The 24,884-nt window shown below is 38.1% G+C and carries 23 protein-coding genes and 2 tRNA genes; 19 read left to right on the plus strand and 6 right to left on the minus strand.

Features of this window, described 5'->3' with window-relative positions; genetic code table 11:
• Positions 1-42 precede the first annotated feature (42 nt).
• On the minus strand, positions 43-792 hold the full coding sequence (gene ubiG, locus PQG52_RS10590) for a bifunctional 2-polyprenyl-6-hydroxyphenol methylase/3-demethylubiquinol 3-O-methyltransferase UbiG (RefSeq protein WP_271790411.1): 750 nt from the start codon (positions 790-792) through the stop codon (positions 43-45).
• A 187-nt stretch (positions 793-979) separates the two neighbouring features.
• Between ubiG and PQG52_RS10595 the strand changes: the two genes are divergently transcribed.
• The 6 genes from PQG52_RS10595 to prfA all read left to right on the plus strand — a co-directional run bounded on the left by PQG52_RS10595 (position 980) and on the right by prfA (position 8,042).
• Positions 980-2,233, plus strand: a complete 1,254-nt coding sequence (locus PQG52_RS10595) for an aspartate kinase (RefSeq protein ID WP_271790412.1) — start codon at positions 980-982, stop codon at positions 2,231-2,233.
• Entirely contained in the window at positions 2,233-3,297 is a 1,065-nt protein-coding gene (locus PQG52_RS10600; RefSeq protein WP_271829447.1) for an NAD(P)H-dependent flavin oxidoreductase, read from the plus strand. The genes PQG52_RS10595 and PQG52_RS10600 overlap by 1 nt, the downstream gene beginning before the upstream one ends.
• Positions 3,298-3,319: 22 nt before the next feature.
• The gene (locus PQG52_RS10605) at positions 3,320-4,414 is read left to right on the plus strand and encodes a helix-turn-helix domain-containing protein (protein ID WP_271829448.1); all 1,095 of its coding nucleotides are present in this window, start codon (positions 3,320-3,322) and stop codon (positions 4,412-4,414) included.
• A gap of 130 nt (positions 4,415-4,544) precedes the next feature.
• Positions 4,545-5,675 (plus strand): flavodoxin-dependent (E)-4-hydroxy-3-methylbut-2-enyl-diphosphate synthase, encoded by a 1,131-nt coding sequence (ispG, locus tag PQG52_RS10610; protein ID WP_271790415.1) that lies wholly within the window; start codon positions 4,545-4,547, stop codon positions 5,673-5,675.
• A gap of 30 nt (positions 5,676-5,705) precedes the next feature.
• Positions 5,706-6,956, plus strand: coding sequence for a histidine--tRNA ligase (gene hisS / locus PQG52_RS10615; RefSeq protein ID WP_271829449.1), 1,251 nt, complete (start codon positions 5,706-5,708; stop codon positions 6,954-6,956).
• Between the two features lie 3 nt (positions 6,957-6,959).
• On the plus strand, positions 6,960-8,042 hold the full coding sequence (gene prfA, locus PQG52_RS10620) for a peptide chain release factor 1 (RefSeq protein ID WP_271829450.1): 1,083 nt from the start codon (positions 6,960-6,962) through the stop codon (positions 8,040-8,042).
• A 187-nt stretch (positions 8,043-8,229) separates the two neighbouring features.
• Here the strand turns inward: prfA and PQG52_RS10625 are convergent, their stop codons facing one another.
• Positions 8,230-9,081 carry an aldo/keto reductase gene (locus PQG52_RS10625; protein ID WP_271829451.1) on the minus strand — a complete coding sequence of 284 codons (852 nt, stop codon included), beginning with the start codon at positions 9,079-9,081 and terminating at the stop codon, positions 8,230-8,232.
• Positions 9,082-9,276: 195 nt separating this feature from the next.
• On the opposite strand from PQG52_RS10625, the gene prmC reads away from it, so the two are divergent.
• The 4 genes from prmC to PQG52_RS10645 all read left to right on the plus strand — a co-directional run bounded on the left by prmC (position 9,277) and on the right by PQG52_RS10645 (position 11,870).
• Complete coding sequence (gene prmC / locus PQG52_RS10630; RefSeq protein ID WP_271829453.1) at positions 9,277-10,128, plus strand: peptide chain release factor N(5)-glutamine methyltransferase; 852 nt, start codon at positions 9,277-9,279, stop codon at positions 10,126-10,128.
• 229 nt (positions 10,129-10,357) lie between these two features.
• The gene (locus tag PQG52_RS10635) at positions 10,358-10,906 is read left to right on the plus strand and encodes a DUF4167 domain-containing protein (protein ID WP_271790419.1); all 549 of its coding nucleotides are present in this window, start codon (positions 10,358-10,360) and stop codon (positions 10,904-10,906) included.
• Between the two features lie 83 nt (positions 10,907-10,989).
• Positions 10,990-11,064, plus strand: a tRNA-Met gene (locus PQG52_RS10640).
• Between the two features lie 530 nt (positions 11,065-11,594).
• Positions 11,595-11,870: a hypothetical protein gene (locus PQG52_RS10645; RefSeq protein ID WP_271829454.1), complete on the plus strand. Its 276-nt coding sequence runs from the start codon at positions 11,595-11,597 to the stop codon at positions 11,868-11,870.
• A gap of 139 nt (positions 11,871-12,009) precedes the next feature.
• Here the strand turns inward: PQG52_RS10645 and PQG52_RS10650 are convergent, their stop codons facing one another.
• On the minus strand, positions 12,010-13,722 hold the full coding sequence (locus tag PQG52_RS10650) for a porin (protein WP_271829455.1): 1,713 nt from the start codon (positions 13,720-13,722) through the stop codon (positions 12,010-12,012).
• Positions 13,723-13,930: 208 nt separating this feature from the next.
• Between PQG52_RS10650 and pstS the strand changes: the two genes are divergently transcribed.
• From pstS to PQG52_RS10685, 7 genes are read left to right on the plus strand one after another with little or no spacing between them, the layout of a single operon-like run.
• Complete coding sequence (gene pstS / locus PQG52_RS10655; protein WP_271829456.1) at positions 13,931-14,992, plus strand: phosphate ABC transporter substrate-binding protein PstS; 1,062 nt, start codon at positions 13,931-13,933, stop codon at positions 14,990-14,992.
• On the plus strand, positions 14,992-15,942 hold the full coding sequence (pstC, locus tag PQG52_RS10660; RefSeq protein WP_271829457.1) for a phosphate ABC transporter permease subunit PstC: 951 nt from the start codon (positions 14,992-14,994) through the stop codon (positions 15,940-15,942). The genes pstS and pstC overlap by 1 nt, the downstream gene beginning before the upstream one ends.
• 12 nt (positions 15,943-15,954) lie before the next feature.
• Positions 15,955-16,827 (plus strand): phosphate ABC transporter permease PstA, encoded by an 873-nt coding sequence (gene pstA, locus PQG52_RS10665; RefSeq protein ID WP_271790423.1) that lies wholly within the window; start codon positions 15,955-15,957, stop codon positions 16,825-16,827.
• Between the two features lie 6 nt (positions 16,828-16,833).
• Positions 16,834-17,598, plus strand: a complete 765-nt coding sequence (gene pstB / locus PQG52_RS10670; protein WP_271801940.1) for a phosphate ABC transporter ATP-binding protein PstB — start codon at positions 16,834-16,836, stop codon at positions 17,596-17,598.
• Positions 17,599-17,615: 17 nt separating this feature from the next.
• Positions 17,616-18,332: a phosphate signaling complex protein PhoU gene (gene phoU / locus PQG52_RS10675; protein WP_271829458.1), complete on the plus strand. Its 717-nt coding sequence runs from the start codon at positions 17,616-17,618 to the stop codon at positions 18,330-18,332.
• Complete coding sequence (locus tag PQG52_RS10680; RefSeq protein ID WP_271829467.1) at positions 18,332-19,030, plus strand: response regulator; 699 nt, start codon at positions 18,332-18,334, stop codon at positions 19,028-19,030. The genes phoU and PQG52_RS10680 overlap by 1 nt, the downstream gene beginning before the upstream one ends.
• Positions 19,020-20,273: an ATP-binding protein gene (locus PQG52_RS10685; protein ID WP_271829460.1), complete on the plus strand. Its 1,254-nt coding sequence runs from the start codon at positions 19,020-19,022 to the stop codon at positions 20,271-20,273. The genes PQG52_RS10680 and PQG52_RS10685 overlap by 11 nt, the downstream gene beginning before the upstream one ends.
• A 22-nt stretch (positions 20,274-20,295) precedes the next feature.
• Here PQG52_RS10685 and PQG52_RS10690 read toward each other — a convergent pair.
• A tRNA-Thr gene (locus tag PQG52_RS10690) sits at positions 20,296-20,370 on the minus strand.
• Positions 20,371-20,551: 181 nt separating this feature from the next.
• Here PQG52_RS10690 and PQG52_RS10695 point away from each other — a divergent pair.
• Positions 20,552-21,553 (plus strand): acyltransferase family protein, encoded by a 1,002-nt coding sequence (locus tag PQG52_RS10695; RefSeq protein WP_271829461.1) that lies wholly within the window; start codon positions 20,552-20,554, stop codon positions 21,551-21,553.
• Positions 21,554-21,825: 272 nt separating this feature from the next.
• On the plus strand, positions 21,826-23,361 hold the full coding sequence (locus PQG52_RS10700; protein ID WP_271829462.1) for an efflux transporter outer membrane subunit: 1,536 nt from the start codon (positions 21,826-21,828) through the stop codon (positions 23,359-23,361).
• Between the two features lie 239 nt (positions 23,362-23,600).
• Here the strand turns inward: PQG52_RS10700 and PQG52_RS10705 are convergent, their stop codons facing one another.
• Together PQG52_RS10705 and PQG52_RS10710 are read right to left on the minus strand one after the other, a co-directional pair.
• Complete coding sequence (locus PQG52_RS10705) at positions 23,601-24,119, minus strand: VOC family protein (protein ID WP_271829463.1); 519 nt, start codon at positions 24,117-24,119, stop codon at positions 23,601-23,603.
• A gap of 23 nt (positions 24,120-24,142) precedes the next feature.
• Positions 24,143-24,589, minus strand: coding sequence for a MarR family winged helix-turn-helix transcriptional regulator (locus PQG52_RS10710; RefSeq protein WP_271829464.1), 447 nt, complete (start codon positions 24,587-24,589; stop codon positions 24,143-24,145).
• Positions 24,590-24,884: the final 295 nt, after the last annotated feature.

Genomic DNA, 24,884 nt, shown 5'->3' on the forward strand with positions numbered 1-24,884 from the left:
ATTCAAGTTATTACACTTGAATGTTTTTAGTTTTGTTAAGTTCTATATTTTAGACAAGCAAACCATATAGTTAATCTTTACATTTTGTGAGATTTTCCACCCATTAGGCCTCATTGCTAAACCAGCCATGTCGACAACGCGTAATCCTGCATGATGCGCCATCTTTCCAAGTTCAGCAGGTGTAATAAATTGCTTCCAACTATGTGTTCCAATTGGTAGTTTGCGGGTTAAATATTCTGCACCGACTTTGGCGAATAGAAAAGAGGGAATGTTACGGTTAATTGTTGATAGAAACGCGATCCCATTGTCGGTTAAAAGTGCAGAAATATTTTGCACGAATTGTTCTGGGTCATTAACGTGTTCGAGTAGCTCCAAAGCGGTAATGACCTGATATTGTTGTTTTTCTTCCACAAGCGCTTCGATGGTTCCTACACGATACGTAATATGACCACTCTTAGGTGGAAGGGGAATGGTATCCAGATGATGTTGTGCAGCTTGGATCACCTCTTTTCCTGCATCAACACCCAATATATTATATCCCAAAGAAGCAAGACCCTCACTGGCTATCCCAACCCCACAACCAATATCGAGAATAGGTCGGTTAGGATCAAGGGGATATGATTTTAAAAATTGTTGGATCCACTCGACCCGAAGTGCATTCATTTCATGGAGTGGGCTCATTGGGCCTGTTCGATTCCACCATTCACTCGCAATGGCATTAAATCGATTAATTTCATCCTCTTTTACAGAATTCTTTTGATTGTCTGGATCATGTGGTGTAACGGTGGACATAATGTGGCCTTTCACAGGGTCGTCAAGTAAAATTAATCAAATTATAAACAAAAAAAGAAGTCAATAGTTTGATTATCAATTATAACTAGGTTAAGTATTCAGTTAACGATATTTTCAATACATAAAGTTTATATTTTCATTATGTAAAGAGTAATAATGAAAATAATGATTGCGGAGTTTGCTTTTTATGCCTCTTAGTGCCCCTAGAATAGTAATGAAGTTTGGTGGAACCTCTGTTGCCGATCTGGATCGAATTCGCAATGTTGCAAAAACGGTAAAAAAACAAGTTGATGCCGGATGTGAAGTAACGGTTGTAGTTTCTGCGATGTCTGGTGTCACGAACCAGTTGGTTGGTTATTGTGAGTCTTTAAATCCTTTGTTTGACCCTTGTGAGTATGATTCAATTGTTGCCACGGGTGAACAAGTAACCAGTGGATTATTGGCAATCGCGTTGCAAAATCTTGGTGTTCAATCACGTTCGTGGGCTGGATGGCAAATACCGATCCTGACCGATGATGCACATAGTAAGGCAAGAATTCAATCTATCGATTCGTCTAAGCTCATTGAATGTATGCAATCAGGTGTTGTGCCAGTGGTTGCGGGATTTCAGGGGGTTGATGAAAATGGACGCGTTGCAACCCTAGGTAGAGGCGGATCAGATACATCAGCGGTTGCTTTGGCAGCAAGTATGCAGGCAACACGTTGCGATATTTATACAGATGTTGATGGAATTTACACAACAGACCCAAGAATAGTTAAAAAAGCAAAGCGCATTCCTGCGATTGCTTATGAGGAAATGTTAGAGTTAGCTTCCGTTGGGGCAAAAGTGTTACAAACGCGTAGTGTAGAATTGGCGATGAAAGAGCAGGTTCGCGTCCAGGTGTTATCAAGTTTTGATGATAATCCAGCGCCAATGGAAAATTCGCTGCCTGGATCTTTGGTTGTAAGTGAGGATGAAATTATGGAAAAAGAACAAGTTACTGGTATTGCATATTCTTTAAATGAAGCTAAAGTTGTTATTAAAGATATTCCCGATCATCCTGGCATTGCAGCATCTGTCTTTGCCCCCTTGGCACGTGAAAATGTAAATGTTGATATGATTGTTCAAAGCAGTGGTAGTAATCAAAAAACAGATATGACTTTTACAGTTCCTAAGACGGATTTGTTAAATGTTCAACAAATTCTAGAGCGTGAAAAAGAAAAGATTGGTTTTGCAGAAATGTTAACCGATGATGATGTTGTAAAAATCAGCGTTGTTGGTATTGGAATGCGTTCCCATACTGGGGTTGCAAATACAATGTTTAAAACATTGGCAGAGCGATCAATTAATGTTCAAGTGATTTCTACCAGTGAAATAAAAGTGTCTGTGTTGGTTGCTGCTGAATATGTAGAACTTGCTGTTCGTGCTTTACATACTGCTTATGGATTGGATGCCCAATAATGCAACATAATGCTGTTGATGTGACGGACTTAGATAAAGATGCACAAAGCGAACTTGCTTCTTTGTGGAGCAGAGGAACCGAGTTTTTAGGCAGTGAAGTTGCTATTTTGGGCGGGGCAATGTCTTGGGTCAGCGAACGTAATCTTGTTTCCGCCATTTCGAATGCTGGTGGTTTTGGTGTTATTGCTTGTGGGGCAATGGATCCTACATTGTTAGAAGCAGAAATCGCTGGCACACAAGCCATGACAACCAAGCCTTTTGGCGTTAACTTAATTACAATGCATCCTCAGTTAAATGAGCTGATTGATGTTTGTTTGAAATTACACGTCAAGCATATTGTTTTAGCTGGTGGTGTCCCCTCGGGTGCTGCAATAAAAAAAATCAAAGATGGTGGTGCTCAAGTCGTTGCTTTTGCACCTGCTTTGATTTTGGCAAAACGGTTAATTAAAATGGGTGCAGATGCTATTGTGATTGAAGGGGCTGAGGCTGGTGGACATGTTGGCCCCGTTTCTTTGACAGTGTTAGCTCAGGAGATATTGCCTGTTATTCGTGAGGTGCCAGTATTTATTGCTGGAGGGCTTGGACGTGGAGATGCGATTTTATCTTATCTTGAAATGGGAGCATCTGGAGCGCAATTAGGTACTGTTTTTGCAGCGTCTGTTGAAAGTCAAGCTCACGAAAATTTTAAAAAGGCTTTTGTTAGGGCCGCAGCTCGTGATGCAATTACGACTGTCCAAATTGATGATTCTTTTCCCGTAATTCCTGTTCGTGCGTTGGCCAATCAAGGCACTAAAGAATTTATGAAACATCAAGCAGCCATCATTCAAAAATATCAACGTCAAGAAGTCAGTAAGGAAGAAGCTCAACTAGACATTGAACATTTTTGGGCGGGTGCTTTGCGACGTGCAGTTAAGGATGGAGATATCGAAAATGGTTCCGTGATGGCAGGTCAATCAGTTGGAATGGTTAAAGAAATATTGCCAGTAGAAACAATTATTCATACTCTCGTAAAACAAGCGGTTGATGCTTTGATGGTCAGACGTCAACGGATTAAACATTCATAATTAACCTTAGGTTGAAAGAAGCATGAGCGACTTGAACCAGCTATATTCTGATAAAAATATTGGGGATACACTTAAAACACGTAGAGAAGAGCAAGGATTAAGCCTTGAAGAAGTTTCTCAACGGTTACGTATTCGTTTGGTGTTTTTAAAAGCATTAGAGGACGGGCGTATCGATCAGTTGCCCGGAATTGCTTATGCTTCTGGTTTCTTACGTGCTTATGCTGAATTGTTAAATCTCGATAGTGATGTGCTAGTAAAGCAATTCCGACAAGAAAATAAGGGCAATTCTGAAAAACAACAGCTGATGTTTCCAGCACCCGTTCCACAGAGCGGTGTTCCAGCAGCTGTTATTGTATTTGTTAGTCTTATCATTATGGTTGGTGCTTATATTGGTTGGTATAAAATGTCCGACCATCATCAAGCCCCGCCAGAAGTTATTCCATCACCACCAACTCAAGCTGAGCAAAATAGCGGAACAACTCAACAAATCTCTCCGCAAATAGCCTCTATTATGCCGACGGATCATCCAGCTCCATTATCTCAGGATAATCAACATGTCGAAGCAAATACCGCATCCAATGCGCCTGTGACAAACCAACAGCCTGCCACTGCATTACCGCAGAAGCCACAGCAACCAACAGAGCCAACATCACCACCACCGTCTGCTCCTGATAACAAAGATGTAGCAGCGGCTGAAGCGAAACAACCAGAACAGCCTTTAATGATTAAGGCAATCGCTCCAAGTTGGTTGCAAATCAAGGATAAAGAAGGGCATGTTTTATACCAAAAAGTCTTGAAAACAGATGAAACTTGGCAGGTCCCTAGTGACAAAGATGAAGTCATTATGACGATTGGAAATCCTGGTGTTGTTGTTTTACAGAAGGGTGAAATACAATCATCGCCTTTGGGGAAAAAGGGTAAAACATTACGTCGATTTGTTTTAGATTCATCCAAAATAGACAAATTATTACACCCATCTGATGAGAAAATTGCGGATAAACCCGTATCTAACAACGTGGTAACTAGAAATAAAAAGCCTGTCGTATCAAAACCTGCTACTCGTTCTAACCATGATGTATCTGCGGATGACCTAAACGCAAAGCAACTTAATCGTTGAGGATGTCGTGAAGAAGAATTGTAGTTTCGGTAAGGAATACTTATAATAAATAGACTGGTAAATAGGATTATATAGCGATTTTTTTGGATTATTTGATATATTTAAAGATCATTTTGGAGATTAGAATTAAATGAGTTTACGCCCATATCAGCATATCGAACGCAATAAAACTCGTCAGATTCATGTGGGATCTGTGCCAGTTGGTGGTGATGCACCAATCAGTGTACAAACAATGACGAACACGCTGACCAGTGATGCCAAAGCAACCATTGCACAAATTAAACGTGCAGAAAAAGTGGGTGTGGATATTGTTCGTGTTTCTTGCCCTGATGAAGCAAGCACAGCAGCATTAAAAGAAATCGTTCAAAATGTAAATGTGCCGATTGTTGCCGATATTCATTTCCATTATAAAAGAGCAATTGAAGCTGCTAAAGCTGGGGCTGCATGTTTGCGCATTAATCCTGGTAATATTGGCAGTGCGGAACGCGTACGTGATGTGATTAAAGCTGCAAAAGATTATAACTGCTCTATTCGTATTGGGGTGAATGCTGGATCTTTAGAAAAGCATTTGTTGGAAAAATATGGTGAGCCTAACCCTGATGCGCTGGTCGAAAGTGCATTAGAGCACGCAAAGATATTAGAAGATAATGATTTTCGTGAATTTAAAATTAGTGTGAAAGCTTCTGACGTTTTCTTGGCTGTTGAATCTTATCGTCAACTATCTGAAGCATGTGACTATCCTTTACATATTGGGATTACCGAAGCGGGTGGTAAACGTGCAGGAACCGTGAAGTCTTCGATTGGTTTGGGTTCTTTGCTATGGGCAGGAATTGGGGACACGATGCGTGTTTCATTATCTGCAGAACCAGAGGAAGAGGTTGCTGTTGGTTGGGATATCTTAAAAAGTCTTGGGTTGCGTCATCGTGGGGTTCATGTGGTCTCTTGCCCATCCTGTGCGCGTCAAGGATTCCAAGTTATTCCAACGGTTGCTAAGCTTGAAGAACGTTTGGCTCATATTGAGACACCGCTTTCTCTCTCTGTGATTGGCTGTGTGGTTAATGGTCCTGGTGAAGCAACCATGACAGATGTTGGGGTTACGGGGGGTGGTTCTGGTCGTCATATGGTGTATATGGCGGGTAAACAGGATCATACGGTGCCTGCAGAAGATATGATTGACCATATTGTTGAATTGGTAGAGAAAAAAGCAGCAGAGATTGAAGCTGAAAAAGCCGCAGCCAAAGCTAAAGCAACAACTAAATAATTTTATAAACTATAAGGCAGGATAAAAAGCGTGAGTGTGGTAAAGCCCGTTCGTGGAACGCATGATTTAATTGGTGAAGATTCAAGACGTCATCAACATGTTATACAAGTTGCAAAAAAAGTAACTTCTTTATATGGGTTTGAAGAATGGAGTACTCCTGTTTTCGAAGAAACGACTGTGTTTGCACGTTCTTTGGGGGAAACATCGGATGTTGTTTCCAAGGAAATGTATTGTTTCGAAGATCGTGGGGGAGATTCATTAACATTGCGTCCAGAGGGAACTGCTGGGATTTGTCGTGCATTGGTTACAAATGGACTAACACAGTCTTTACCGCAGAAAGCTTTTTATACAGGCCCGATGTTTCGCTATGAACGTCCTCAAAAAGGACGGTATCGCCAATTTCACCAAATTGGTGCCGAGTTATTGGGAACTTCCACACCTTTTGCTGACGCAGAAATGATTGCGATGGGATATCATATTCTGCGTGAGCTTGGTATTGCGGATGATGTGGTGTTAGAGCTGAATACGCTGGGCGATATTGCCAGTCGCAAAGCGTGGAGAGAAGCTTTAATTTCTTATTTCCAAGCTTTTCAATCTCAGTTATCAGAAGATAGTCGTAATCGTTTAGAAAAAAATCCGCTACGTATTTTGGATAGCAAATCGCCTGAAGATCGGGCATTACTAGCAAATGCTCCAGCATTAAAGGATCATATGACTCCTGAAGCACAGACATTTTGGGATCAATTGAGAGTGGCGTTGGATCAGTTTAAAATTCCGTTCAAAGAAAACCCTTATATTGTTCGTGGATTAGATTATTACAGTCATACGGTATTCGAGTTTGTAACCACCAAATTAGGTGCGCAAGGTACTGTCTTGGCTGGTGGACGTTATGAAGGTCTGGTTGAAGAAATGGGCGGCCCATCAGTGCCATCAATCGGTTGGGCAGCTGGGGTTGAACGTTTGGCGTTATTGTTAGAGGAAAGCCCCAAAGTTGCCTCACCAGTCGTTATCATTCCACTCTCTGACGGAGTGCATGATGTTGCTTTCACCGCATTACAAGCGTTGCGTTATGATGGCATTTATGCCGAAGTTGCCTACAAAGGGAACTTGCGCAAACAAATGGAACGTGCGAATAAACAAAATGCACCATTAGCATTATTAATCGGTGATGACGAAGCACAAAAACAAGTTATAAAAGTTAAAGACTTAATCTCTGGCGAGCAAGCTGAAGTTGCAATAACGGATCTTGTTGCTTATTGTAAAATGAAATTGGCGAAATAATCGATGTCTTCTGAAGAATTTTCTGTAAGTTTTAATGATCGTTTGGATAAAATTGTTGCTCGTTCGGAAGAGCTGCAACATATTTTATCAACTGAGATTTCAGGTGACGAATTTATGGAAGCGTCTCGTGAGTATGCTGACTTAAATAGAATTGTTGAGTTGGTTCATGCGTTGCGTAATGCCGAACAAGAAATCAAAGCCGCTGAGGAAATGTTACAAGATCCCGAGATGAAAGATCTTGCCGAAGCTGAATTGGAATCATTAAATGAACAAATACCACAGTTAAGACATGATATTCGGTTGGCGATGCTTCCCAAAGACAAAGCTGATGAAGGGAATGCTATCTTGGAAATTCGTCCTGCTGCGGGTGGCGACGAAGCTGGGATATTTGCAGCTGAGTTATTTGGTGCCTATCAACGATATGCCGATACAAAAGGTTGGCGTTTTGAAGTGATGGAATATGATGATACAGGTGTTGGTGGAATCAAAGGAGCGATGGCTTCTATTGCTGGAAATAACGTATTTGCACGTTTAAAATATGAATCAGGCGTTCATCGTGTGCAACGCGTCCCTGCGACAGAAAGCCAAGGGCGTATTCATACGTCGACTGTGACGGTGGCGGTATTGCCCGAAGCAGAAGAGGTTGATGTTGATATTGATGAAAAAGATTTGCGTATCGATGTGTATCGTGCCTCTGGTGCGGGTGGTCAGCACGTTAATAAAACCGAAAGTGCTGTGCGTATTACCCATATGCCTTCGGGTGTCGTAGTGGCGATGCAGGAAGAAAAAAGCCAGCATAAGAATAAAGCCAAAGCGATGAAAATCTTGCGTGCGCGTTTATATGAGCAACAACGTGCTTCACTACATGCCGATCGTGCGGCAGATCGTCGTTCTCAGGTCGGAACGGGGGATCGTTCTGAACGTATTCGTACTTATAACTTTCCACAAGGTCGCGTAACAGATCATCGGATCAATTTAACCTTGCATAAAATCGATCGTATTATGCTTGGAGAATTTGATGAAGTTGTCGACAGCTTGGCGCAAGAAGAACAGTCAAGATTGCTTGCTGCTGAAGAAGCAATGTAGTTTGTTTAATTAAGGCTGCTTCATCCCGATTGAGATGGTAAGTTAGTCAATAAATTATTTTTAACTCTGGTGAATTTTACCAGAGTTAAATAGTATTTGTGTAAGTTAAAATACGAGAAGAAAGGTGCCTTTTTTCTTTGTTTTAATGTGATGTTGTTCAAGCGATTAATCTTAATGATACAGTCTTTTAGACGTTAATTTGACGATTAGTTAACCATTCAACAATATTAGGATCTCTGTGAGAGAAAAAAGCGCTAGTGTTTGTATCTAGAGCTGTAATCTTAGTTATTTCTTCTGCAGTTAATTCAAAGTCCAAGATATTTATATTTTCTTGCATACGTGATTTATTGACAGATTTAGCTAATGAAATGATATCTCGCTGTAAAATCCAACGTAGAACGACCTGTCCGATAGTTTTACCATATTTTTTACCAATAGTAGCTAAAACCGGGTGCTCGAATAAGCCGTTTCTTCCTTCTGCAAATGGTGCCCATGCTTGGGGCTGAATATTTTTACTCTTCATCCATGGAACGGCGAAAAGTTGTTGGTTGAATGGATTTACTTCAATTTGATTAACAGTGGGTTTGATTTTATTAAAAGCCATCAGATCTGCAAGTCTATCAGGGTGAAAATTGCTAACGCCAATAGCTCTGATTTTGCCACTGTTGTATAGTTCTTCCATTGCGCGCCATGCCCCATAGATATCACCATAGGGTTGATGGATTAAATAAAGATCAACATAATCAAGTTGTAAGCGATTTAAAGAGCGTTCGAATTGAGACATCGCACCTTCGTAACTAGCCCCTTGCAACCACAGTTTTGTGGTTATAAATATTTCATTACGTGCAATACCACTTTGTTTAAGCGCATTTCCAACCTGCGTTTCATTTTGATAGGATGCAGCAGTATCAATGAGGCGATAACCAGTTTTTATAGCATCAAGGACGGCTTGCTCACATTCCAAAGGATTATTTATTTGGAAAACGCCAAAACCCAGTAAAGGTATTTTGATATTATTATTGAGGGTTACTGTTTGCATGGTAATATCCTAAAGATGATTTAATATTCCAAGTTATTTAATCATATCGTTGAAACAAGTTATATATTGTTTTAAATTCTTTTATTGAAAGTTGTAACTTACTCAGGTGTGAATGCTAGTAAAGTTATATACAAGTTATTAAACTATGGTTTGTTTCTTTAAAATATTGCAGTAAAAAGGCTGAAAAATTTAATCATGCAAGAAATACAAATTCCGCTTGGTCTGTTGATACGTGAGGGTGAGATCTTGCTAAAGGCTGCAGAGATAGAAGATCCGAGGCGAGAGGCTCAATTACTCATTGCCGCAGCTCTGCAAAAAAGCATGACTGAAATTTTCATGATGGATAAAAATACGCTGATAGATCCTGTATTAATCCGCCAATATTTTTCAAGGCGTGGCAAGCGAGAGCCTTTTGCTTATATTGTCAACGAACAAGGATTTTGGAGTTTAGATTTAGCGGTCTCCCCAGCAACACTGATTCCTAGGGCTGATAGTGAGTCTATAATCGAAGTATTATTGGAGTTATTGCCAGATCGTCAAAACGCTTATCGTTTTTTGGACTTGGGAACAGGAACGGGATGTCTATTATTGGCTGCATTATCTGAGTATCCTAATGCTTTTGGTGTAGGGGTTGAGAAAATCCCCCAAGCTGCTTTGTTGGCACATAAAAATGCCCAATATTGTAAACTACAAGATAGAGCTTCATTTGTAATAGGGAATTGGGCAGATGCTGTGCAAGGTGAATTTGATGTGGTTTTGTCTAACCCGCCATATATTCGTAAAAAAGAGCTGTTAGAGTTAATGCCAGAGGTACAGCAATATGAGCCCATGTCCGCTTTGGATGGCGGAGTTGATGGTCTGGACGCGTATCGATATATTTGTAATCAGGCAATTGATTTATTATCAAATAGTGGTATATTGGTTTTAGAGCTTGGTATAAAGCAAGATATAGAGGTTTCTAATATTGCTTTATTAAAAGGGTTATCTGTTGTGAAAAAACAACAAGACCTAAATGGTTGTATCAGGGCTCTTGTTTTATCTCGTTAAACCTTATAAAAGGATGTGGCAATTATAAAATTGCTAGGTAAAATAATTATAATGGATATTACCTAATTAGAGTTAAGTGAATTAATTGTTTTTGTGATGAAATCGCAAATGAAAATCAATTAATATACTGAAAGATTCATATTTTTATTATGACATTTAAATAGTGACTTTTCAGAACTTAGTTCCGAAATTTAAAGCTATTGCGAATAGGAAAGCACAGCGACACCTTATGAATACAAAACGTATGCGAAGCCGTTACCATCGACCTGGTAATGGGGGTTCTCGTCATCAAAATGGACAGACCTCATTTAATCGAAATCATGTTTTCGACAGTAACGGGCCAGATACACGTATCCGTGGAACAGCTCAACAGCTTCATGAAAAATATCTTCAACATGGTCGTGATGCTTTAAGTTCTGGGGATCGCGTCGCTGCAGAGAGTTTTTTTCAATACGCCGAGCATTATTCTCGTATCTTAATTATGATGAATCAATCTGCTCAACAGCGCCAGCAACAACGCCCTCAACATCATAATAATGGTGGATATTCCGAAAACTCTGGTGAGAATACGCCTGCTGTTTCTTCGTCTGAAGAACAATCACAACCACAACCAGAAGAAGTGGTAGTTGAAACAGTTGAAGTTATTGCAGAACAACCTGTTGAAGCCCCCGCCGTTGCTGAAGAAAGTGCCGAGCCAGCACCTGTTCGCCCAGCTCGTCGTGGCAGACCTGCACGCTCTGTTGCAGCGAAAAAGAAATTGCAAGAAGAGAGCAATTAAAAATAATTTTAAAGACGAGCGAAAAATGCTTGACTTTCTATATGAAACAAGAGTAATTAAAGCTCGTCTTTAGATTATATCAAGGCGGCGTAGCTCAGTGGTAGAGCAGGGGAATCATAATCCCTTGGTCGGTGGTTCAAATCCGCCCGTCGCTACCATATAACTATGTTATATGGTGCTTAAACTAAATTATATTTCATTTAAAATGTGATCAGGTAAAGTAAATCGTTTACGAACATTTACATATAAATATTTCTTATATTTTACCGCGCAAATCCAAAATATATTTTCGCTATATTAAAAATCTAACAATTTTCTTTAACTTTTAAGATTTCATACTAAAGTTTTCAATAATTTTAGTAATTAATTATGATTGATTTGCGTACATTAAGTAAGTAATGGTCATATTTATTTCTTATGAAGAAAATAATCTCTTAATTTAAATAAGAAAGTAATAAATATTTTATTTATGGTTAAATGAATAAAAAAATTTTTACTTGCCTATTCTGGTATTTTCTTTGATCGCACAAGCAGCAGACAAGCTAACATAAGCTCCTGAATCAATGATTCAAGCGACAGAAAAAAGGTTTTTTCCATAATATTGCGCTGAGGGAATGAAAAGATTAGCAGCTGATGTTTATGATTGCTATTTACAAACTAAAGATACAGATCCAAAAAAGAAGAATGTATGATTGGCGACTTTATGGCCTCAGGAGTAATTATGCGCGCTAATGAGCGCGCCATCGCATTGGGTAATCCACCCAAATATAACATACCTTTTTTTACATTTTCTAAAATGGAACAACGTGCTGAAAAATTCATTACACAGAATCAAAAATTTAAAAATTATAATCAGCAGGAGTTTATTTATTACTTGTCACAAACACTTGATATTATCATTGATGATTTCCAAAGATTATATAAAAAAACAAAAGGCGATTGTTCTGCTTTTTTCAAACCTTAATAGACATAAATAAATCTTATCATTCTTGCTAATAGTTATTTTAATCATAAGGATTTAACGTCATTTTGGCTTATATTCATTCATATCAATAGGCTCGTTTCAATTTTCGATATGAATGAATAAACAATATTATGATGAGTTAGAATGCAGCTTGGAATCTCGCGGCAACAGCATCCAGATTTCTGCCTCTGATATTCAAAGGATTATTAGGTGTAGAGCTTGTCATGACATGATCATAATTCAAAGAGACTCTGAAATGTGGGTTGGGATACCAGTTTACACCGCCAGTCCATACGGTTTGTTTACCACCTTGCACACCATCAGAAGAGTTTTTATGGCTGTTTAAGTCTAGGACACTCCATCGGCCACTAATTTCCACAGCACCCCAATGATTTTGTTTTGGATCAAAATCATATTCAACTGCGGGCGAACGGAACGCAGCAGAACGAATATCGTAACTTCTTGGCTTACCTAGGATAGTATATGTCAAAGATGTATAATATCCATCGAAATTCAGGCTTCTTTGTCCGCCAGAACGATTGATTCCATATTGAATATATTCCCCTTTAGCCAGGAATCGATTCCAACGGAAAGCCAATTCTGGGCCTGCTTCCCAAACATTACTAACATTATCCAAAGCACCTGTTCTTATTAATGTTTCTTGCGTTAACCTGAACCCAGGAGAACCAGAAAAGTTATATTGTTTACCCTTGTTGGTTTGTGCGACATTAAATGCGCTGGATGCTGATAGACCTAGATGTAAATCCATGTCTTTGCTAGCATATGGGCGTCCTGCAACACGCAGCATCCCACCTGTTTGGTCTTTGATAATATCGGGATTATCTCTTGTCGCACTATAGGTATGTCCTGTAAAATAACTTCCAACGTACCAACGCTTTCCGTAAGTTACACCACCAATACTGAATCGAGAATCCCCAGCAGCAATACCACGTGCAAGCTCTGCCGCAGCAGGACGTTCCATTAATGCGCCTTCGTTTGAACTTTCGGATCCTTCTAAGGTTACGCGAGGTTCAAAAAAACCAAAGGTTAAGATCGTATTTTTTAAACCACCATATTGCATATTGGCTTCGTATAAACCAGCACTTCCGCCGCCAAAATCGGGTGTGATATTCACTGCGAAATCTGTGTATCGGAAGGTGAATGGAATACGAGCACGGCGTAAAGTTTCTCTAAACTGAGAGAAGCGACCTTTAGTTTCGCCTCTTCTGTTACCAGAGTTAATATAACTGCCAATATCTTCTTGCAATGCAAGACCAATAGAGAAACTATATCGACCATCATCTGTAGCAATGGTTGGTCTTCCACCAGGAAATCCGATCCGTATACCACCAACATATACGGTTTCATCATGTTTGGTCGCTGAGGAAAATAACGGCATGTTTGGTGACCAAAAGGAAGCACCACGATCAGGTGGGGGTAAACCATCATTATGCAAAAGTTCAATGACTGATTTTTGATTACGATGTGCATCATCAGATTGGTTTTCTGCAACGTTAATCATTTTAGGATCTGGTTGCCCAGAGGGGGTCGTCGTATGAGAGATTAGGGGGGTAGGCTCTGTTTCAGGTGCACGTTGTGCAACCATTTTTTTGCTTTTTGTATTACGGCTAGTAGTTTGATTTGCTTTTAAGTTTTTTTGTTGAGAGCGTAAGGTTGTAACCTCTTTTTTAAGTGCCATGATCTGTTTATTCATTTCGATCATTTGTTTGTTCAACGCTTTTAACGTTGCTTCTTGACTTGTATCGGCATGTGCTGAAACAAATGGAGCAAATGTTGTACTGATAATAGTCGTCAGTAAAAGTGTACGCTGCAATTTAGTATAGATAGCCATATGAAAACCCTAATTCATTAAGATGATTTTATGGTTTTATTAAATGATTTCTCTTTGATATGGGTTTCATTTTCATAATAGTTTTATGAACCTTATATGACAAGTTTCGAAATTGAAGGCTTGTTTTTCATAAAATATTCACACGTATTTTGTTCTTTTTTATGTAAAGTTTGGTTCAGAATAATTTTATGTAACTAAGGAAATATTAATGTCTTTTTTCCAAAATAAGAATCTTCGTATTGTTTCTGTTGTTGGGATTTCTTTTGCTTTTTTTGCTGCGGTTTTACCAAATGTTAAAGCTCAAGATGTCGTAACCATTACAGGTGTAGGTTCCAGCTTTGCAGCACCTTTGTATCAAAATTGGGCAGCAAGTGCTGTAAAAGATATTAACATCAAAGTTAATTATCAACCTTTGGGATCGAGTGCAGGTAAAAATCAAATTATTGCAAAAACTGTAAATTTTGGTGCGTTGGATATGGCGACCCCTATTGAACAATTAACCAAAGAAGATTTAGTCCAATTTCCAACAGCTATTGGTGGTGTCGCTGTGGTTGTGAATGTTCCTGGGATAAAAGAAGGTCACCTACGTTTGACGGGGGATATTGTTGCTGATATTTATGCAGGTAAAGTTACCAAATGGAACGATCCTCGTATCGTGGCAATTAATAAAGAAATTACGTTACCAGCGATTGATATTGCGCCTGTTTATCGTGCTGACGGTTCTGGAACAACGCAAGTTTTTACGTCTTACTTGTCAAAAGAATCTGCAAATTGGAAAAAGGCTTATGGATCTAATACGTCCATTGCTTGGGCTGTGGGTATGGGTGGTCGTGGCAATGGAGCAGTTGCTTCTATGGTTAAGAATATTCAAGGCGGAATTGGATATGTTGAATATGCTTATGCTTTGCAGAATCATCTAAATACAGCACAGTTAAAAAATGTTGCAGGTGATTTTGTTTCTATTAATGAAGATTCAATTAAAGCTGCTGCAAAAGCTGCAGATTGGGTCCATGCGAAAAATTATGATGTTGATTTGATCGACACGAAAGATGCAGCTTCTTGGCCAATTGTTTCAACAACTTATGTATTAGTTCCAGCGCAAAATAAAAACTCTCAAGAAGTTACAAAATTTTTCAGATGGGGATTTGAACATGGTGATGCGATTGCTAATCAGCTCCATTACATTCCTCTGCCTGTTGTTGTTAAAGAAAAAATCGAAAAAACTTGGGAATATGCTGGTGTTGCTGGGAAAGAGGCAAAGGCAAAATAATGTTGCTGAAGCAAGCAGGATATAGAAAAGATAAAAAAATCATACCTTATCTATTTACATCATTGATGTGGTGTGGTGGTGCATTGATTTTTTTAATTTTCTTGGGGCTCATTTTCGAGCTGTTCTGGCAAGGGAAACAAGCTTTTTCTGTCTTTGGTTTTCGTTTTATAACTTCTACGGATTGGAATCCTGGGGGACAGCAATTTAGTGCTGGGGCTGCTTTGGTCGGAACGTTAGTCAGTTCTTGTATCGGGGTGGTTTTGGCACTTCCTTTGTCCTTTGGATGTGCGTATTGTTTAAATGAGCTGATGCCACAACGGTTTTCGAAATATATTACAGCCTCTATACAATTATTGGCTGCTATTCCTTCTATTATTTTGGGAATGTGGGGATTTTTCATTTTAGTCCCATTAATGTCTCAATATGTTCAGCCTTTTTTAAAAAATCTTTTTGGTAATGTACCATATATAGAGCTCCTTTTTTCAGGTGGCACTTATGGTATTGGTATTTTAACGGCTGGATTAATCCTGGCAATTATGATTACGCCGTTTATTACCGCAATTATGCAAGAATCCTTTGCCAACACTCCCGTAATGCTTAAGGAAAGTGCCTATAGCTTGGGTGCAACCCGGTGGGAAGTCATGCATCAAGTGATTGTCCCATGGGTACAAAAGGGTGTTGTTGGTGGGGTCGTTCTGGGATGGGGACGTGCTTTGGGTGAGACAATGGCGGTTACTTTTGTCATTGGAAATGCCCATCATGCTAGTTGGTCTTTGTTTATGCCAAGCAATACAATTGCGTCTTTGATTGCATTGGAGTTTTCAGAAAGTGCCGCAGGCAGCTTAAAAATGTCATCTTTAATGGCGTTGGGTGCGGTGTTAATGGTTATTTCTTTTGTTGTATTGTTTTGTTCTCAGCTTTTATTAAAGCAAGTCTTAAAGTCTCGATAGGATAGAGTAGAAATGGCACAAGACGTCAAAAAATTACAAGGGCGTACAAATCATCTAATCACGTGGCGATTTATAAAAAATCGTTTGATGACGGTTTTTGCTTTTAGCACTATTCTGGTTATGCTTTGTATTTTAATATCAGTTTTAATCACATTATTTATTAATGGCTTATCTGGCCTATCCTTTTTTACATTGACGCATATGACGGCACCTCAGGGATTGCCTGGTGGGTTACTAAATCCTATCCTAGGTAGTATGATTCAGGTCGGTATTGCAATCATTATTGCTGTTCCAACAGGAATATTGGGAGGTATTTTCCTGGCTGAATGTAGTAATAAAAAGTTGAGTACGATCATCCGTTTTATTGCAGATATTATGATGTCAGTGCCGTCGATTTTAATTGGATTATTTGTTTATATTTTGTTGGTGATGACGATGGGATATTCAGCATTAGCAGGCTCGGTGGCGTTGGCATTATTGGCGTTGCCCGTGATTGCTCGTACTACTGAAGAAGCATTGAACATGGTTCCATCTGCTATTCATGAAGCTGGTTTTGCGCTGGGTGCCCCTAAATGGAAAGTCATTTTGTTTATCTGTTTACCTGCGGCCAAAGGTGGTATCATTACAGGTATATTGCTTTCTATATCAAGAATGGCTGGGGAAACAGCACCGTTGCTCTTTACCTCTTTGGGCAATTCGGATTGGAGTTGGAATATTCTGAAACCGATGGCAAGCCTGCCATTAACAATTTATCAATATGCAGATTCTGCAGATGACACATGGATTAAACTTGCATGGACAGCAGCCTTATTAATCACTTTTTTTGTCTTATGTTTAAATTTAATTGCTCGAATATATGTAGATAGACATCGGAAAAAGGATTAACTTAATATGACCGATAATCAGGTTGCCATTTCAATTCAAAAGGTTGATTTCTATTACGGTGCATATCATGCCCTCAGGAATATTAACTTTGATATTAATGCAAAAAAAGTTACCGCAATGATTGGTCCTTCAGGTTGTGGAAAGTCAACATTGTTACGAATGTTAAACAGGATGTACGATTTATATCCAAATCAATATGCAAAGGGCAATATTCTGTTTGATGATGTGAATATCTTGGACAAAGATATTGATTTAAATATTCTGAGATCACGTATTGGAATGGTTTTTCAAAAGCCAACGCCATTTAGTATGTCGATTTACGAAAATATTGCGTTTGGGATTAAACTATACGAGCGCCCTTCATCTGCACGGATACAGGAAAAAATTGAAACAGCACTTCGTCAGGTGGCATTATGGGATGAGGTCAAAGATCGTTTACATCGTTCAGCTTTGGGATTATCAGGCGGACAGCAACAACGATTATGTATCGCCAGGGCTTTAGCGGTGGAGCCAGAAGTGCTGTTGCTGGATGAACCAACATCAGCATTGGATCCGATTTCCACCGCGAAAATAGAAGAATTGTTGGATATTTTAAAAGAAAAATATACGATTGTATTAGTGACCCATAATTTACAACAAGCAGCACGTTGTGCGGATAATGTTGCTTTCTTTTACTCTGGTGAGCTAATTGAAGTTAATGATGCCGCAACATTATTTACAAAGCCAGCTCAGGCCAAAACGCATGATTATATTACTGGACGTTTTGGATAATAAAGGAATGATATAAAATGGTGGATAAACTTCCAGAACATACAGTCAGCCGTTATGAGCAAGAGCTGGAACAACTACGAAGTATGATTTTACGCATGTTTGGTATGGTCGAAAATCAGTTGACACAAACATTGGTTGTATTGCGTGATCGTAAAATTGATACGGCTTATGAAATCGCTTTACATGATATCGAAATCGACGCTTATGAGAAAATGGTTAGTGCCTTTTCTATTCAAATATTAGCGTTACGGTCCCCGATGGCGATTGATTTACGTGAAATAGTCTCAGCATTCAAAGTTTGTGTTGATCTAGAGCGTATTGGTGATTTAATTGCGGGGATGTGTCGTCGTATCGTGCAAATTAAAACAATTAATGAGAGTATTCCATTATCGGGTTTATTGACAATGGGACGACAAGTGCAAGAAAATCTGCGTCAAGTGGTGATTGCAATTACGACGCAAGACCAAAAATTGATGTTACATCTATGGAATGCAGACGATATTGTGGATGATTTATATTTATCTGTTTTTACAGAATTAACCAATTTAATGGAAAAAGATTCACAATATATTTGGGTATGCTCTCATTTATTATTTATGGTAAAAAATTTAGAAAGAATAGGGGATCATATTACTAATATTATCGAGAGTTATTATTATGTTTTTACAGGCGATACACTCCCTTATCAACGTGTAGGTCCTATTGATGTTATAGAGGACACGATAGAATCGTGATGAATGCTTTGGCAAATATTTTGATTGTTGAAGATGATACGTCGATAGCCTTATTATTGCAGTATAATTTAGAGAAAAAGGGGTATAAAGTTGATGTGGCTGGAAACTACGCGGATGCGTTAACTTATATTCAAAATAATAGCTATTCTGCGTTAATTTTAGATTGGAATTTGCCAGGGGGCACGGGGCTAGATATTTGTCGTTATATTCGTGGGAAAGAGGGAATATCTGCTTTAGCAGTGATTATGTTGACGGCACGCGGAGAGGAATTTGACGAAATTTCTGCCTTTGATGTCGGTGTCGACGATTTCATTACCAAGCCTTTTAGTATCGATACATTATTACTAAGAATAAAAGCGGTGTTAAGGCGCTCAAGTTTTACCTCAAAGGTTAAAAACGAGGTTCTGCAGTTTGAAGATATTGCTTTTAATATGTTAGAGCACCGAGTATATCGTGGTGAGCGTTTACTCAATTTGGGTCCAACAGAATATAAAATATTAGAATATTTTTTACGTAACCCTAAAAAAGTGTTTTCACGTGAAGAATTATTAAATGCAGTTTGGGGAGAGAATATGAACGTTGAAATTAGAACTGTTGATGTTCATATTTTGCGATTAAGAAAAGAGCTGAATGCAGGTGGGGAACGGGATATTATTCGTACGATTCGATCTGCAGGATATGCGCTTGATGTTCAATAATATTGAATTTGATGTATTATTTGTTTTTATGTTGGGGACTATTATTGGTCTATGTATCTGTTTAATTTTCCAAAAAATTTCTAAAAATATTTCATCCGTTAAAGAGCAATCTCTTATCCAAGATTCAACGAAAGAATTCTTTGGTGCTCTGGATGATCTTAAGAATATTATCGACCATATTTCGCTACCTATTTTAGTGATATCTCATCAAACAGCACCCATTTCAGCCTCGTTAAGAAATCAGTTTAAGGAGCATTTTAAATATTTTACCAATAATATCGCATATGATTTGAATATATATGCTTATAATCATTATAATGACGTATTCTTAGATATTTTACGACATCCATTATTTATACAGACTTTGGAATCTCAGTCTAATGGCTCTGTTGTTGAGATCGAAATCCAGTTTGAACTGCCTAAATTTTATTATTTTAAACTTGTTTTCCATTCGTTTGATCGGCCTGAAACGTTGGAGAATATCGTCTTAATCACTATTATTGACCAAAGCCAGTTAATTTCTTTTAATCAAATGCGTACGGATTTTATTGCCCATGCCAGCCATGAGTTACGTACGCCTTTGACATCCTTGGATGGATTTGTCCAAACCTTGTTAACCATGGATAACACCGAGCCTGAAATGCAGCGTAGGTTCTTAGATATTATGCAAATGCAAGTTAGGCGTATGATTCGTTTGACCAATGGATTATTAGCACTATCAAGGGTAGAGCGTGACGAATATAGGCTGATTAAAGAACAGGTCAATTTAAAGGAAGTCTTGAAACAAATACTAGAAGAAGCAAGGTTCAAAATCAAAGATAAAACGGTTGATTTAGAATATAAAGATTCTGTTGAAGGACAAGACGTAGAAATTGATGCAGAAAAAGATCAGCTTTTTCAGATTTTTCATAATTTATTAGAAAATGCCATGCGATATGCACCATTAGGTGACAATCAGGATGCTAAAGTAATTTGTGAAATTGCTTTTTCTGAAGACAGAATAAAGTGGCCGGGTTTAGGATGGGTTGTTTCAATTAAAGATAATGGACCAGGAATTGAAAAAAATCATATTCCACGCTTAACCGAGCGTTTTTATCGCGCGGATGATAAAAATGGTGGAACAGGGCTGGGGCTGGCTATTGTGAAACATCTGGTTACTCGCCATAAAGGCAGTTTGATTATTGAAAGCCAATTAGGGAAGGGAAGTTGTTTTTCAATATGGTTTCCCATGCACTATACATAAATTTTCAAAAGATTAGGGAAGATGGTGCTGTTAGAGAGGATTGAACTCTCGACCTCTCCCTTACCAAGGGAGTGCTCTACCACTGAGCTACAACAGCATTCCGTGTCTTTAGTAGCTTTTCATACAAAATGATGCAACAAAAAAATTTGTTTTTAAGCAATTTTTTTTGTTTTTTGTGCCCGAATGATTTAAAAGCGTTTATTAGAAAATAGATATATGCAAATTATTCAACTTTAACAGCATATAAGAAAATAATAATTTTATAATAATGAGCGTTTATGCTTTACTCCGTCCAGTTTTTAAGAGGTTTTGCAGCATTGCTTGTTGTAATGACTCATATTGTTAACAAAGAAGTGCAGAATCAAATTTGTAGCAAATATTGGTTTAATATGGGGGGGACGGGGATAGACCTGTTCTTTATTATCTCTGGCTTTATCATGTGCTATACGACACATGATAAAAAAGTGTCATTTATTAATTTTATGAAATTAAGGATAGAACGTATTATCCCATTATATTGGTTCTTTACAACGCTTGCTTTGATTTTATATTTGTTACCTTTGAATGTGTTTCATGCAGCTGCGAATAGTATTTCTGTTCTTGATTCATATTTATTATTACCGCTTGGAAAAACCTATTTGGTTGGCACAGGCTGGACCCTCAGTTATGAATTTTATTTTTATTTGATATTTTCATTCTTTTTATTATTTCCTCTGCAATCATACGTTCGATATGTTTATATATCTGTTTTTATCGCAATAATAACATGTATTGGATGGATTATTGACGATCATAGACCAATCATGGATTTCGTTTTCAGTCATTGGTTAGTTGATTTTGTATTTGGTATTATTTCATTTGTTCTTTTCAAACATATTAAAATCCCTCCGTTCTGGTGCTTTATTATGATTATATGTGGATTGCCTGTTTTATTATATCAAAATATCGACGATTTTTTGTTACGCAGTCCATACCGTGTTTTTCATGCAGGTCTCCCGATGTTTATGATTTTTAACGGATGTTTACATCTTGAAAACTGTTTGCCGGATCCAAAAAATGTCTTATGTTCTTTGCTCGAAAAACTTGGAAATAGTTCTTATTCTCTTTATTTAAGTCACCCTTTTACGTTGGTTGTTGCAAGCCGTCTTTGTATAATGCTGCATCTGACATCTCCTTTAATTTTTATAGTTATACTTTTATTCGCTTCTGTTTTGTTTGGTTTTTTTGCATATCGTTTTATCGAGCAACCAATGCTGAAATGGGTTAAAAGTAAAGTTTAATTTAAACAAAAAAAATAAATTAAGAGTAATAATATTTCATTAAGATTTTGCTATTTTTAAAAAGAAATGGTCTGTTTGAGGACGAGGTTTATGAATTAAATCTTTATATTTTTATTTTCATCATTTGATTGAGTTAGCTATATGAAAAATTGGCAAAGATTGCCTCGACAATAATTAAGAGATAATCTTTTTTAGTTGATATGATGCATAAAGATGCTACAAAGCAAACGGTTTGCAATGATGTCAAAGTGATTAAAAAGTTGGTTGGAAGAATGAAATTTAAATTTTCTTTGTTAATGATGGTTATGACAATTCCAACCTTGATCGGGTGTGCAGTCGGACCTGATTATCACAAGGAGGACGTTTGGACTCCCTCGAAATGGTCAAATGTTACAAACAATTTACAAGCCCCTGTAAATAGCCAAGTCATCATGCAAAAAATTAACCCACAATGGTGGGAATATTTTCGTGATCCAGTTTTAACAGATCTAGAGCGTCGCGCAGTAACAGCAAATTTGGATATCCAGATGGCTACACAACGATTAATTGCCAGTCGCGCGCAATTAATGATTGCGGGTGCTGCTCGTTTTCCAAGTTTAGGTGCTTCTGCAGGCTATCAAAGAAGCCAATATAGTCAAAAATCGTTTAGCAGAGCCTTGCAAAAGGTCAGGAATAGTGAGCCTGCATTAGGAAATGTGGTTAATCCAAGTGATATGGATATACCTTCTTTCAATCAATGGAGCGATAGTCTCGATACAAGTTGGGAACTCGATTTGTGGGGAAGAGTAAGACGTCAATATGAATCCGCAAGTGCGTTGAGACAAGTTTCTGAAGAAGATCGTCGGGGTGTCTTAATTGCTCAACAAGCTGAGGTTGCTCAAAATTATATGACATTGCGTGAATTGCAATCGCAATTACATATTGTCAAAGAAAATGAAAAAATTGCTCAACATATTTTGACCCTAGCAACCCAACGATTTAATGGGGGACTGGTTACAGAGCTGGATGTACGTTCTGCTGAGGCACAATTAGAACAAACCAGATCAGAGATCCCTAGTTTAGAACAACAAATTGTTCAATATATTAATGCATTGGGATTATTATTAGGTGAACCTCCCAGAGCATTAAGTGAGGAGTTATCTGCACCACAACCTATTCCGCTCGTACCACCTCAAGTGCCAATTGGTTTTCCGTCAGAATTAGCACAACGCAGACCTGATATTCGTCAATCTGAGGCCAAATTACATTCTGCAACGGCTGAGGTCGGAATGGCAGAGGCAGATTTTTATCCAAAAGTAACTGTTGATGCTCGGATGGGTTTTCAATCTTTGTCCTTTAGGGATTTAGGATTTTGGAGCGCCAGAGCATGGAATGTTGGTCCATCAATCTCTCTGCCTATTTTCGAAGGGGGAAAGTTGAAAGGGCAACTAACACTCAAAAAAGCCGAGCAAAAAGAAGCTGCTTTGACATATCGCAAAACTGTTTTACAAGCTTGGCAAGAAGTTGATAATGCGTTAAATGCATACCAAGCAGAACAATTAAAACAAGTGCGTTTACAAGAGACTGTTAAATCCAATCAACGTTCTGTAGAATTGGCTCAAGCACAATATCGTCAAGGATTGCAAACCTTTATTAATGTACTGGATGCTCAACGACGGTTGCTGTCTTCGCAACAAGATTTAATTCAAAGTAATGCTCAAATTTCGATTAATCTTGTGCAACTGTATAAAGCACTCGGCGGTGGATGGGAGGCAACATACCCTGATACTGTTGTCGTTTCGACTAATAAAAGCCCGAATAAGCATTAGCTAGATTGGAGTGCTGATAATTACTAATGATAAAATCAAAAGGGATGCATTTGCAATACGCCGCTGAGGAAAGAACTATTCTCGGCTAGAGATCCATAATTTTATACTTGGGTTGATGTGTTGGATATAAATGCGATTGATTACGTTATTAAAAACAAAGCTCCTATTTTACAAGACCGATTTATTGTGAAGCATAATATCTAATTTCTATAAATACATTTAAATCTGATTTGGAGATGCTACGTTGATTCACCAGCAGCAGCCCCAGTTTTCAATGTAGCTCCCCATCTCGCTATAGCTTCTTCAAAATTTAACGGTGCACGCCATAAATCAGAATAAGTCCAACAGTCATTCGGAATTCGCCAAATGATTTCTATGGCTATCCCATCGGGATCCTTCCCATAAACAGATAAATGCATGGGTTGATATAGTTGATCAATAAAAGAGTTAGCATCTTTTAAAGTAACTGCATATTTTTCTAATTCAGCAATAGTACCAACTTCAAAGGCAACATGAAATAAACCAGGAGAGATCGGTTGCCCCCAATCAGGTGACGGTAATGTAGCGTTGGCAATGATCGCAAGATCATGGTGGTTTGTTGATTTGCCCTTTGCACAAAAGAACCTCATTTCTTTCCAGTTATTTTGTTCGGGCAATGTACTGACTAATTCTAAACCTAAGATATCTCTATAAAACCGAGTAGATACTTCGATGTCAGAAACGCAAATGACTATATGATTTAAACGACGAATGGACATTCATTTTCCTAAATATTGTGTATTCACTCTTGTTCTAGCTTGGAATCGATAATTCGCTTTATCAGTTTTCCGGCTTCGAATAATTGAGTTTGTTCTTCTTGAGATAGGCTCTGCATCGCTTCCTGTAGCCAAAGATCGCGTTCTTGACGTTTTGTTCTGACTAAATTTAATCCAGGATCAGTAATGCCTAGTAAAATTTTTCGTTTATCATTTTCATCAGTGACACGAATGATTAATTTTCTCTGTACTAAATTCTTTAACAAACTAGCTAGGTTAGATGAGCGGATTTCGAGAGCTGCACCTATTTCTGAAGGGGTAATCTTTCCATTTGATCTTTCGATTAACCCCAAGACCATTAAATTAGTCCAAGATTCATCGCCTGATCGAGCAGATTGTTTAAGGGCCCGCGCTAAAGCTACTATATTATTACGAAGTTCAGAGACTTCGTTTGGTTCTTTGGATATGTTCATTTAACTATATTTACATAGCTATTATAATATAGCAATATACATTTGCCAGTAATTTTCTATTTAGATTAAGGTTTATGATTAATAGCTTCTGTCTTACTTTTATATTTAGTAGATTCCTGTTGTTCTGGATTTTCAATGATTTTTTATAAGTATATGGGATAATTAATTTTTTTATATTTAAGGAAAAGTTTTAATTTTTTTAAGAGAATCTTATTGACGCTTCTATTCAATTTGTATAGAAGTGTTTTTACCGGAGCGGTGGTTAAGAAAACTTCTTGAGTTTATTTAGTTGCTG

Source organism: Commensalibacter communis (assembly GCF_947179105.1).
Classification (GTDB): domain Bacteria; phylum Pseudomonadota; class Alphaproteobacteria; order Acetobacterales; family Acetobacteraceae; genus Commensalibacter; species Commensalibacter communis.